8 protein-coding genes are annotated in these 12151 nt (G+C 59.1%); 1 reads left to right on the top strand and 7 read right to left on the bottom strand.

Annotated features, from left to right (window positions below; translation table 11 throughout):
• Positions 1 to 20: 20 nt before the first annotated feature.
• The 5 genes from RLO149_RS05030 to RLO149_RS05010 form a co-directional block, all read right to left on the bottom strand.
• A complete protein-coding gene (locus RLO149_RS05030) occupies positions 21 to 644 on the bottom strand; it encodes a cell wall hydrolase (RefSeq protein WP_013960992.1) in 624 nt (207 codons plus the stop codon).
• A gap of 153 nt (positions 645 to 797) precedes the next feature.
• Positions 798 to 3335, bottom strand: coding sequence for a putative PEP-binding protein (locus tag RLO149_RS05025; protein WP_013960991.1), 2538 nt, complete (start codon positions 3333 to 3335; stop codon positions 798 to 800).
• A 92-nt stretch (positions 3336 to 3427) separates the two neighbouring features.
• On the bottom strand, positions 3428 to 5656 hold the full coding sequence (glyS, locus tag RLO149_RS05020) for a glycine--tRNA ligase subunit beta (RefSeq protein ID WP_013960990.1): 2229 nt from the start codon (positions 5654 to 5656) through the stop codon (positions 3428 to 3430).
• Positions 5656 to 6177 (bottom strand): DUF6446 family protein, encoded by a 522-nt coding sequence (locus tag RLO149_RS05015; RefSeq protein WP_013960989.1) that lies wholly within the window; start codon positions 6175 to 6177, stop codon positions 5656 to 5658. Before RLO149_RS05015 ends, glyS begins: the two co-directional genes overlap by 1 nt.
• Positions 6174 to 7115 carry a glycine--tRNA ligase subunit alpha gene (locus RLO149_RS05010; protein ID WP_013960988.1) on the bottom strand — a complete coding sequence of 314 codons (942 nt, stop codon included), beginning with the start codon at positions 7113 to 7115 and terminating at the stop codon, positions 6174 to 6176. Before RLO149_RS05010 ends, RLO149_RS05015 begins: the two co-directional genes overlap by 4 nt.
• Before the next feature lie 157 nt (positions 7116 to 7272).
• Between RLO149_RS05010 and RLO149_RS05005 the strand changes: the two genes are divergently transcribed.
• Positions 7273 to 9045, top strand: a complete 1773-nt coding sequence (locus RLO149_RS05005) for a serine protease (protein ID WP_013960987.1) — start codon at positions 7273 to 7275, stop codon at positions 9043 to 9045.
• An 8-nt stretch (positions 9046 to 9053) separates the two neighbouring features.
• Here RLO149_RS05005 and RLO149_RS05000 read toward each other — a convergent pair whose 3' ends face one another.
• Complete coding sequence (locus RLO149_RS05000; protein ID WP_013960986.1) at positions 9054 to 10646, bottom strand: thiamine pyrophosphate-binding protein; 1593 nt, start codon at positions 10644 to 10646, stop codon at positions 9054 to 9056.
• A 1-nt stretch (position 10647) separates the two neighbouring features.
• Positions 10648 to 12138 carry a TrkH family potassium uptake protein gene (locus tag RLO149_RS04995; RefSeq protein ID WP_013960985.1) on the bottom strand — a complete coding sequence of 497 codons (1491 nt, stop codon included), beginning with the start codon at positions 12136 to 12138 and terminating at the stop codon, positions 10648 to 10650.
• Positions 12139 to 12151: the final 13 nt, after the last annotated feature.

The raw sequence follows: 12151 nt of genomic DNA, 5'->3' as shown, positions 1-12151 counted from the left end.
CACAATACGTCTGGAATGCGTCAGTTGCTGGCTGTACGCCACGTGTGGCGGTAAAAGATATGAGTCCCGATCGCCGTCGTTTTTGTGTACGTCTTGCTCCAGCGCGGCTTTACAGCCGTGGTATGATAATGCGTGGCACCTTCTGTCAATTCCGGCGCTTTGCCATCCAGCGCGACACGCGCAACTTTTGAGACGCGCTCAAAAGCACGGGGCTCCTTGATGACCTCTTTGTGCCCATCGCAGGTATAAGTGAACTGGCACTGGTATTTCTTGCCCGTTCCTTGGTTAATGACGCCGCACGCAGAGGATGGGAAGCGTTCGGATTCCACGCGGTTCATGATGACCTCCGCCACCGCAAACTGGCCCTTGACGGTTTCACCGCGCGCCTCGAAGTAGAGCGCTTCGGCAAGACAATTCCATTCGTCGCCGCCCGTTGCTTCGGGCAGGTCGTCGATCCAGTCGCGCGAAAACTCAACGCCGAAAGTGTCTGATCCATTCTCAGGCGTACGGTTCAGTGTAACAGACTGAAGCGCGTTCTTCTCATCGGATACGGCGTCGTCGTTCGCGACAACCGGCGCTGCCACGAAAAGGCCCAGAGACAGACCTATAGTAAACAATAACGTAGTCGGACGTAATACTCGCATAACTGCGGCCCCCACCAAAGTTGCAGTGAATGCTCTCTACCGGGATAAAAAGTTTACGTAAAGTTTACGGCCGTCAACATGGTTAATTGGTCAGCCAGTCTGACGCTTAATGGCAACACTTGCTGGCTGATATAGTATTGATAATATTGAAAACTACGAAATATTGTGTCCGATCGCAAGCTGTGCGGCAGCTAGTCGCGCCACGGGGACCCTGAAGGGCGAACACGACACATAGTTGAATCCAGCGTTGCGGCAGAACTCTATCGATTCGGGGTTACCCCCGTGCTCGCCACAGATGGACAGTGTGATATCGGGCTGCGCCGCCCGCCCTCTTTGTGCCCCAATTTGCAAAAGCTCACCAACCCCGTCGATATCAAGCGTATGAAACGGATCTTCGGGAAAGACACCCTGCCGCACATAGTCGGACATGAAACGGCCGGCATCGTCCCGTGACAAACCATAGGTCATTTGCGTCAGATCGTTGGTTCCAAAACTCAAGAATGCACAATGCGGCGCGATATCGGCCGCGCGAATGGCAGCCCGTGGTGTTTCAACCATGACGCCGAGCCGATAGTTGAAATCCTGACCCTTTTCCAATCTCACTGCGGAAGCAACAGTATCTATGGACGCCTTGACCAATTCAACCTCGCGTTTTGCTGACACAAGCGGGATCATGATCTCGGGCACGACCGGATCGCCATCCGCGCTGGCATCCAGCGTTGCTTCAAAAATCGCGCGCGCCTGCATCTCGTAGATTTCAGGCACGGTGATGCCAAGGCGCACACCACGCAGGCCCAGCATCGGGTTATATTCCATCATCGCATCAATCCGGCGCGTGACGTCGGACAGAGGTAAATCCAAAGCATCCGCAAGCTCGCGCTGGCCCGCCCGGTCGGTTGGCAGGAATTCATGTAAGGGCGGGTCAAACAGGCGAATACAGACCGGTTTGCCTTCCATAATGCGGAACAATTGGGTGAAATCCGCCCGTTGCATCGGCAGCAAACGCTCCAGAACCGCGCGCCTGTCCTGCGAACTTTCCGCGAAAATCATTTCGCGCATGACGGTCAATCGCCCCGGTTCAAAGAACATATGCTCGGTGCGACACAAGCCGATACCTTCTGCCTGAAAATTACGCGCCGTTTGCGCATCAGCGGGGGTGTCGGCATTGGCCCGGATCTCGATATCGCGCAACTCATCCGCCCATTCCATCAACGTCTGAAAACTCTCGTCCAGCGCTGCTTCACGCATCTCCGGCGCGCCAGCGAGGACTTGACCGTTCGTGCCATCAACCGTGATGATGTCCCCCGCCGAAAACACCCGACCATCGCTGGCCACCAACTCTTTGCGCCGACGATGAAAACGCATATCCGTCGCCCCCACCACACAGGGCAGGCCGATCCCGCGTCCGATGACGGCGGCGTGACTTGTGATGCCGCCGCGCTCCGTCAGTACCCCTTGGGCGGCGTGCATACCCCGAATGTCTTCGGGGGCCGTTTCGCGGCGCACGAGGATACAGGGATCGCCCCGCGCGGCACTGGCTTGCGCCTCAGTGGCTGTGAAAACGATCGCGCCGGTCGCCGCACCGGGGCTTGCTGCAATGCCGCTGCCAATCACATCGCGCACGGCATTGGTGCGCACTTGCCGGTGCAAAAGCTCGGTCAAGGTGCGCGGTTCGACCCGCATCAACGCCTCTGCCCGCGAAATTACCCCGTCTTGTGCAAGTCGCACAGCGATGCGCACAGCAGCACGGCTTGATCGCGGCACCCGCACCCCATCAAGGATATGCACCTTGCCATTGTCCACCGCGAATTCCAGCTGCATTTCGGCCCGCAGTTTGATCCGCATGAGGGCCGCATGCTCCTGCAGTTCTGCGAAAGCGTCCGGTACAAGGTCTTCCAGCGAGGGACCGCGCGGGTCGCGCCCAAGATAAAGCGCCGAGGAATCCCCCTCTACCGCATCGCGGCCCTGGCTTTGGCTCAAGTATCGCCCGGTGATCTGCGGCAGCCCCGTGTCACTATCGACAAGCTGCAGGACCCCCGATCCACATTCACCCAGACCGACACCAAGCGCCATTTGCTGCACCACGAGGCCCAACCCCGCATCCGCAGGCGCGCCCTTGGCCTGCCGCAACAGCCGCGCCGACGTGCCATCCCATGCCCGCGCCATGGATTTGAGCACAGCGGCAAGCTGTTCGCCGGGGTCTTTGGGAAACGGCTCTTCCATTTCAATTTCATAGGCCCGCAGGGAGTCCTGCAACGCCTGTTGGCCATCTTGCGCCACATCGTCGAACATATCCGGGTCAAGCCGGGCGACATCGACGGCAAAGGATTGCACGAAACGGGTATAGACCGAGCTTGCCGCTTCTGCGCCCAATTCGGCCACCAGCGCCTGAAAACGCGTGTCATTCATCCCGATGTTGAGAACCGCGCCCGGCCCGCCCCAGTCGGGATCCTCAGAGGAAGGACGCACGCAGAGCAACGCATCCTCCGGAAACTGGGACACGATGGCGGCGATATCCGGTAACTGTCCCCGCGCGATATTCTGTACAGCCTCAAAGGACAGCGCGACGGTGCGCGGCACCGGCAAGTCGAGACGCACAAGCCGTTGGAGACACTTTGCGCGCCCCCCATGTGTATTGTTTGCGATGGGCGCTGTGGGCGTAACGAGGGTTGTATTCGGATTATTCTGCACTGCGGCACCTTTTTGAACTTGCCTGCAGCATAGAATGTAAACCTAGCCTGACAAGCACTAGTGCAAGCGCTCCCATTTTGCCGCAGGTCGGTTTAGCCCTCGATCCGGGTCAGGTCCGCGACAGACAGACAGATCTGCGTGATCCGGCTGAGCAGGTTGAGCCTGTTGCGCCGGACAGTCGGGTTGTCAGAATTGACCTGCACCGCCTCAAAAAACGCATCAATCGGCGCGCGCAGTGTGGCCATGGCGGACATGGCGGTGGCAAAGTCTTCGGATTTCATCGCCGGGGTGATGATCGCCTCAGCGGTGTCCAGCGCTTCGAACAGCGCGCGTTCTTCGTCGGTTTCCGCGAATTTGATATCCGCGCCGTAGGAGTACTCGACCCCATCCGCCTCCTGCGCCTGCGTCAGGATGTTGTTGGCCCGCTTGAAGCCCTGGATCAGGTTTTCTCCATCCTCGGTGCCGACCACATCGGACAACGCCTTGGCCCGTTTGACGAGCAACGTGAGGTCATCATTGCCCGGCATGGCGATGCAAGCGTCGATCACGTCGTGGCGGATGCCTTGATCGCGGAGATAGACTTTGAGGCGGTCGTGGAGGAAGGTGAGAAGGCTTCTAGCGCCTTGGATGATCAAAGGTTCATCGTCAGGAGATGTCCGAAGCTTAGTCTCCAAACTCTCGAATTCCTCAAGTGCTCTCCAAAATTCGAGTACGCCCTGATAATATCTTCCGCGCTCTTCGATCGGCACCGGTTCGAATTCGTCCTCAAACTTAATTCTTGCAATACCAATCAGCTGTTCTGCGACCAGCAACTTCAAAAGCCGCTCTAGGTCGATGCGAACCCCATTTCCCAAGGCCAACCGAACAACCCCCAGCGCCGCCCGACGCAGCGCAAAGGGATCTTTTGACCCGGTCGGCTTCTCGTCAATCGCCCAGAAACCCGTCAGTTTGTCGATCTTTTCGGCCAGTGCCACAGCGACCGATACGGGCGCGGTGGGCACGGCGTCGGACGGCCCAAGGGGCGCGTAGTGTTCTTGTGCCGCCGCCGCGATGGCGTCGGACTTCCCGGCGGCTTTCAGGTAATAGCGCCCCATCAGCCCCTGCAGTTCGGGGAATTCGTAGACCATCTCAGACGATAAATCCGCCTTGGCCAGACGCGCAGCCTCTTCCGCCTCATCTGGGTCGGCCCCCACCATCGGGGCCATTTCGCGCGCCAGCGCCGCGACCCGGTCCACCAGTTCGGCCTGCGTGCCAAGCTTGTTGTGAAAGGTCACATTTTCCAAGGCTTTCAGCCACTCGCCCATGCCCGCTTTGGCCACACGCAAATCATTGTCCCAAAAGAATTTCGCATCCGCCAAACGCGCCGATAGCACCTTTTCATTCCCCGCCAGAATGGTCGCGCCGTTATCCGCCGTGTCGCGGTTGGCCACGGTGACGAACCGCTCGATCCGGCCTGTCTTGGGATTACGCACGGAGAAGAATTTCTGATGCTCTTTCATCGAGGTTTGCAGAACCTCCGGCGGCAGATCGAGGAAGGCTTCGTCAATCCGCCCCATCAGAACTACAGGCCATTCGACCAGCCCTGCGACCTCGGCCAGCAGACCCGCATCCTCGACCACCTCAAGCCCATTGGCAAAGGCCTGATTGGTGGCATCGTGCCAGATCATATCTGCCCGCTCTGCCGGGTCGAGCACGACAAAGGCGCGTTTCAGCTTGGCCGTATAGTCATCAAACCCAGTGACCGAGAACCGGTCCGGCGCCATGAAACGATGCCCCTGTGTGCTGTCCCCCGCCGTGATGAGATCGACGCTCAGCGGTACGACCTGCGTGCCTGCCTCATCCGACAGAATGCATAGGATCGAGTGTAACGGGCGCACCCAGCGCAGGGTGCCCGTGCCCCAGCGCATGGATTTGGGCCATGGAAAGTTACGGATCGTCTTTTCCAGAACTTCCGCCACGATCTGCGCGGCGGGCCGTCCCTCTTTGGTGATTTTCGCAAAAAGCACCGGCCCTTTGGGCGTATCCCGCGTCTCGAGTGCCTCGCGCGTGACACCTGCACCGCGCAGGAAACCCTCAATGGCCTTGTCAGGCGCATCGGCTTTCGGGCCTTTGCGCTCCTCGACAGTGGTGGGGCTTGCCGCAAGCACCCCCTCAAGCGTCAGGGTCAGACGGCGCGGTGTGGAGAACGCCGCCGCAGAGGCATAGGTTAACCCGGCTTCAACCAGACCATCAGCGACGAGTTTCTGCAGGTCTTGTGCCGCGTGGCGCTGCATGCGGGCGGGGATTTCTTCGGAGAAGAGTTCAATCAGTAGATCAGGCATCAGTTACTTTCCCGTCTGGGGCATTCTTCACCAACGATGGTGCCGTCATAGGCCTTTTCACCGCAGTCATTCAGCTCGTGCCAGATGTAGCCACGCCCGTCCTGCGTGATCGCCACAATTCGGTCGACGCCGAAGTCCACGTTCTTTTCGCCAATGAACGCCAGCGCCGTACCGGCCTTTAGTTCCTCCGCGATGGCGGCCGCATCAAAACACGCGAACCACTCCGGCGCGTTGCGTGGCACAGCCCGCTCAAGGCCCGCGTAGGTTTCCGTCAGCATCGCGAGGCTCGATGGTGTGGTGAAACAGGCGCGGAACCGAATGGGAGAGCTGTCTGCGTCGATGGCCTCGATATTTTCCGCCAGAATGGGCACCGGGGTGTCAGCCCCCAGCGGCAACAGCTGGACCTGTTGCAGATCGGCGCTTGCCTCTTCGTAAAAGCCGTAGACCTGTAAATAATAGAGCGCCCCGCCCGCGAGAAGTGCCGAGATCATAATGACTATTCCAACGATTTTACCGCTCATGCGGCGCTCTCCGGTGTCCAGCCGCCCGCGCGCGTCTGCACAAAGGCATCCGCACATTGCTTGGCCAGCGCGCGAACTCGTCCGATATAGGCCTGCCGTTCGGTCACGGAGATGACACCGCGCGCATCCAGCAGGTTAAAGATATGGCTCGCCTTGATGCATTGGTCATAAGCGGGCTGCGCCATCACGATACGCCGCCCGGTTTTGGGATCGTCGGGGGCTTGCGCGAGGATCCGCGCGCATTCGGCTTCGGCATCAACAAAGTGCTGCAGCAGGACATCCGTATCCGCCACATCGAAATTCCAGCGGGCATATTGCGCCTCGGCCTCCTGAAAGACATCGCCATAGGTCAGCGGGATCGGACAGCCGGGGTCGTTGAATGGCATCTTGTTGCCATCATCTGCACCCAGAATATACATCGCCAGCCGCTCTAATCCGTAGGTCAGTTCCCCCGACACAGGGTGGCAGTCATGACCGCCCACCTGTTGAAAATAGGTGAATTGGCTGACCTCCATCCCGTCGCACCAGACCTCCCAGCCGAGCCCCCAGGCCCCCAGCGTCGGGCTTTCCCAGTCGTCTTCGACAAAGCGGATGTCGTGCAGGTCCATGTCGATGCCGATGGCGCGGAGCGATCCGAGGTAGAGCTCCTGCAAATCCGGCGGGCTGGGTTTAATGATCACCTGAAACTGGTAATAATGCTGCCACCGATTGGGGCTGTCGCCGTAGCGCCCGTCCGTCGGGCGGCGCGAGGGCTGCACATAGGCGGCAGCCCATGGTCTGTTGCCAAGGCTGCGCAGGGTCGTGGCCGGGTGAAAGGTGCCTGCACCCACTTCCATGTCGTAAGGTTGCAAGATCGCGCAGCCTTTCCCGGCCCAGTAATCCTGAAGCCGCAGGATGATCTCCTGAAAGGATTTTGGCGTCGTGACGCTGTCTGACATGGCGCGAACCTCAAGCTGAACTCGCGCTCTTCCTACGTGGGCTGGGAACAAGGGTCAATTGTATCTCAGACGATAAATTACCTGACATCTTATGGTCAATCCGGTGATTTCCTGCTTATTAGACGCCAAAGTGTATGCCTTGGGGAAAACTGCTGTAATGACGCGACTTGTTTTGGTTTTATCTGTTTGCTTTAGCTGTCTGTCGGTCGCTGCTCAGGCGCAATCCGGACGAGATCTGGTATGGGTCCAGATCGAGGCGCGACCGACCTATGATGCAGCGCTGGCGCGGGTTGAGAGATATGCTGCGACTTTGCCTGATGTTGCCGGATTCTCTTTGGCCGGGGGATGGTATGCCGTGGTGCTGGGCCCCTATACCCCCGAAGATGCCGAGCAGGTTCTGACCCGCTATCGCCAGCAAGGCCTGATACCAAACGACAGCTATGTGGCGTTGAGCAGCAGTTATGCGCAGCAGTATTGGCCGGCCGGCGTCGATGTGCTTGGCCTGGGCGCAATTGGCTCTCTTTCAGAGCGGATCACCCCGCAGATCGTCCCCCCGGTGCTGGCAGGCGAGCAGACTGCGCAATTGGATAGTGTGGATGGTCCAGTTGATACCGAAACACCAGCGCAAGCGCGCCGCAGTGAAAGTCAATTGACTGCAGCACAACGGCGCGAGCTGCAAACAGCACTGCAATGGGCGGGTGTTTATAACGCCGCCATTGACGGTGCATTCGGTCGCGGCACACGCAATGCGATGGCCACATGGCAGCGCAACAATGGACTTGAGGCAACAGGTGTATTGACCACACAGCAGCGGGCGCGACTGATTGCGGCCTATACGGCCATTCTGGACGGGCTGGACATGCGCATGGTCCGCGACGCCGAGGCGGGTATTTCCATCCAACTCCCGACAGCGGTGATGCGTTTCACCCGTTACGAAGCCCCATTTGCAGAATATGACAGCACGGGGGATTTCAAAGCCCGCGCCTTTCTGATCAGTCAGCGCGGGGACCGGGATGCCCTAGCCGGGCTCTATGATATACTTCAAACCCTGACGATTGTCCCGCTGGAAGGGCCACGCAGCCTTTCGCGCAACAGCTTTCAGATCGTGGGGCGTGGTGCCGGTTTTGTCAGTGAAACCGATGTACGATTGATCGGGGACGAAATCAAAGGCTTCACTCTGGTATGGACTGTGGGCGATGAGGCGCGCCGCAGCCGGGTGCTTCAGGAGATGCGCGCGAGTTTCCAAAGTACTCCCGGAGTATTGGACCCAAGCGCGGGGGTTCCCGCGTCACAGCAGTTGGACCTGTTCGCAGGGATCGATGTGCGAAAACCAACGATCTCGCGCTCGGGGTTTTATGTGGATGCGGCTGGGTCCGTCGTCACGACGGCGGCAGCGGTGGAAAGCTGCGCGCGCATCACATTGGACGATCAGTTCGAGGCGACACTCACAGGCGTTGACCTTAATCGCGGGATCGCCCTTCTGACGCCAAATCAGTCGCTCGCGCCGCCGGTTTTCGCGCAGTTCAGCGCACAACCACCGCGGCTTCAGTCCGATATCGCTGTTGCAGGATATTCATTCGAGGGACAGCTCAGCGCACCCTCTCTCACCTTCGGGAAGCTGTCGGACATGAAAGGTCTAAGCGGAGAAACCGACCTTGGCCGATTGTCCGTACAGGCTTTGCCGGGTGACGCGGGCGGACCGGTTCTTGACAGCAGTGGCAGTGTTTTGGGCATGTTGCTTCCAAAGGAAGAAGGCGGGCGCCAATTGCCCGAGGACGTACGCTTTGCGCTGACAGGTCAGGCGATTGGGTCGGTCATGACGCAAGCTGGATTAACTTTACGCAAGGGCGCCCAAACCGCAGGCATGGACCCGAAAGACATCACCGACCTTGGCGTTGGCATGACAGTCCTTGTCAGCTGTTGGGAGTGATTTTTCCACTACTGCCCCACGTCGGGTGTGACATAGATCAGCGTTGGGCCGTCTGCCTCAAACGCATCCCGCACGGCGGCTTGGAGCGCATCCAGACTTTGGGGCGCGGCTGACCTCGCGCCGAAAGCTTCGGCGAGTTTGCAAAAATCCGGATTGCGCGCGATCACAGCATTGGGCGCAATCTGGGCACGCACCATGCTGTCTTCGATCTCTTTCAGCTTGCCATTGTCCCAAAGCAGGATCGGCAGGCTCAGCCCAAGCTCGACCGCCACGCCCAATTCCTGCATCGTATAATGAAATCCGTAGTCACCGATAATAGCGAGCGTGGGTTTTCCAGCGCGCCCGATGGCCCCACCGATGGCTGCGGGCGTGGCATATCCAAGGGTTCCAAAGCCATAGGGATGATGCCAGTGGTCCGCGCGGTCCATATCCCAGACTTCTTTCGCGACATAGGCGAACTGGGTCATGTCGGAATAGATCATCGTGCCTTCGGGCAAGGCCGCTTGCAGCGCATCGCACACCGGCACAATGCCCGGACGTTCGGCGGCTATTTCAGCGCGCCATTGGGATCGCGTCGCCGCAATATCCTGAGCACGCCATTCGGTTTGCGGAATATGCCCCTCCAGCGCATCACACAGGGTTTGCGCGAAGGTGGCTGCTCTGGCGACAATCTGAATGTCGCCCTCCCGCCGCGCGCCGGTCATGTGGGATGGGTCAATATCCACGCGGATCGTCGGGCAATGATGCCCCAGTTCATCCCGCCAGATATCTACCTCCGCCAGTTCCGAGCCGATCACCACAAGCAGATCAGCTTGCGCCAGAACGCGCGCAGAATCCGGGCGCGCCAGCGTCGAGCCAAAGTAAAGCGCGTAATCCGACGGGATGATGCCGCGCCCTGCGTATGTGCAGAATGCTGCAGCACCCGCACGGCTGGCGAGCTTGAAACAAGGGCTGGCGGCTGATGCAGCGCCGCCCCCGAAAATCATCATCGGGCGTTTGGCGGATTTAAGCGCTGAGACGACTTTCGCGGCGTCGCTGGCGGAAAAGCCATCAGCACAGATTGTGGCACCATCGTCGCGCGGCGGTGCAACCGGTGCCAGCGCCTCAAGTTCCGCAATGGGTACCTGAATGTGCTTGGGGCGCGCGCGCCGGGTCTGAAACTCGGTGAAAGCGCGGTCAATCAGGTGATACGCAGCCTGCGCCGTTTGCGCCTGCACCGACCATTCACACACGGTTTCCGCGGCGGCGCGCTGGTCTTTCATCTGGTGCAACTGGCCTTTTTTTGCGGCCACCTCATCAAGACAGGACGATAGGACCAGCATCGCAACAGAATCCGAATAGGCCTGCCCCATGGGCGTCATCGCATTGCACAGGCCGGGTCCGGTGATCACATAGGCCACCCCCGGCTTGCCGGTTGCGCGCGCATAACCATCGGCCATGAACCCCGCCCCCTGCTCGTGGCGTGCCAGAACATGCGTGATGCCCGCCTCTTCGATGCCCCGGTACATTTCCTGATTGTGGACCCCGGGGATGCCAAAGATGACATCGACGCCGCGATCCTTGAGCATATGTGAAATCTGCGCACCCAAGGGACGTTGCATATCAATCTCTCCAAAATGAAAGGGTGAGCATCGCATAGACGGCCAAAAGCTCCAGCCGCCCCAGCAACATGCCCAATGTCAAAAGCCATTTGGCTGTATCGTTCAGCCCTGCAAAACTACCTGTGGGGCCAATTTCATCGCCCAGACCCGGCCCCACGTTCGACAAGGCGGTGGCCGCACCGGAAAGCGATGTGATGAAATCAAGCCCCGTCAGGCTGAGGGCGACCGCGAGCAACCCCAGTGTCAAAACAAAGAACATGAAGAAGGACATCACCGAACTGAGGACTTCCTCGCCGACGGGCCGCTTTTCATACCGCACGATAAAAACGCCGTTGGGAGAGCGAATTTTTCGCAGCTGCAAGCGGATCGAGGCAAACAACAGCTGATAGCGGAATATCTTGATCGAACAGGTGGTTGACCCCGCACAGCCGCCAATCAGCCCGATAAAGAAAAAGAGGGAGATCAACAGCGGACCCCATTGCATATAATCCGCCGATGAATACCCGGTCCCGGTCATAATCGAGGTCACGTTAAAGAGCGCCTCACGAAACGCGCTTTCGGCGTCCTTTGGAAAATACTGCGTCAAGGCGATTGCGATGCCCAACACGATAATCAGGAGCGTCATCAGGAACACACGCACCTGACTGTCGCGCCAAAGCGGTTCCGTGTGACCATTGATCATCTGCACATAGCGCACGAAAGGCAGTGCTGCGAGGATCATGAACAGGCTGGCCACATATTCCGGCGGGCCGGAAAACGTGCCGAAGGACGCATCGTAATTGGCAAAACCGCCGGTCGAAACGGTCGTCAGCGCATGTACCGTCGCATCAAAAGCATCAAGGCCGAGGGCAAGATAGCACAGCGCGCAGGCCATGGTCAGGCCAAGGTAGATGCTGGATATCTGGCTGGCAATCTGCGTCGCACGGGGCAGAATTTTTCCCATCGTATCAAAGGCTTCAGATTTGAAGATCTGCATACCCCCGACCCGCAGTTCCGGCAGGAACACCATGGCGACAACAATAATACCGATGCCCCCCAGCCATTGCAGAATACCACGCCACAAGAGCAATCCTTTGGGCAGCGTTTCAAGCCCGGTGAACACGGTGGAGCCCGTGGTGGTCAGGCCCGACATGGCCTCAAAGAACGCATCGACAAAACGGGCCTCGGTCGCGCCGAGCACGAAGGGTATGGCACCGAAAAGCGGCAAAGCGACCCAGACCCCGGTGGTCAGGATGAACGTTTGCTGGATCGTCAGCCCTTCCTTGACGCCGTTTGAGCAGGCAACAGCGATCAGCCCCCCCGCAAGGACCGTAAAGAGCGCGGATTGCAGAAAAACCGGCCAATGCTCGCGCCCTTCGGCGATATCGATCATCATCGGCAAAACCATGGCTGCACCAAGCACAGCCACCAGCAAACCGATCACATATCCGACGGGGCGCAAGTCCAACATATGCGCAGGGTTGGCGCGGCGCTCGGCTGGTGTCAAGCGCATCCGGTCTGCTCTG

The organism is Roseobacter litoralis Och 149 (assembly GCF_000154785.2).
In the GTDB taxonomy this organism is placed as follows: domain Bacteria; phylum Pseudomonadota; class Alphaproteobacteria; order Rhodobacterales; family Rhodobacteraceae; genus Roseobacter; species Roseobacter litoralis.
The sequence above is the reverse complement of the archived record's forward strand: the minus strand, read 5'-3'. Positions and strand labels throughout refer to the sequence as shown.

What these genes read in the sequence shown, in the direction of transcription:
- RLO149_RS05015 (WP_013960989.1), bottom strand. Translation starts at nt 6,177, where the DNA reads ATGAGCGGTAAAATCGTTGGAATAGTCATTATGATCTCGGCACTTCTC.
- RLO149_RS05005 (WP_013960987.1), top strand. Translation starts at nt 7,273, where the DNA reads ATGACGCGACTTGTTTTGGTTTTATCTGTTTGCTTTAGCTGTCTGTCG.
- glyS (WP_013960990.1), bottom strand. Translation starts at nt 5,656, where the DNA reads ATGCCTGATCTACTGATTGAACTCTTCTCCGAAGAAATCCCCGCCCGC.
- RLO149_RS05030 (WP_013960992.1), bottom strand. Translation starts at nt 644, where the DNA reads ATGCGAGTATTACGTCCGACTACGTTATTGTTTACTATAGGTCTGTCT.
- RLO149_RS04995 (WP_013960985.1), bottom strand. Translation starts at nt 12,138, where the DNA reads ATGCGCTTGACACCAGCCGAGCGCCGCGCCAACCCTGCGCATATGTTG.
- RLO149_RS05010 (WP_013960988.1), bottom strand. Translation starts at nt 7,115, where the DNA reads ATGTCAGACAGCGTCACGACGCCAAAATCCTTTCAGGAGATCATCCTG.
- RLO149_RS05000 (WP_013960986.1), bottom strand. Translation starts at nt 10,646, where the DNA reads ATGCAACGTCCCTTGGGTGCGCAGATTTCACATATGCTCAAGGATCGC.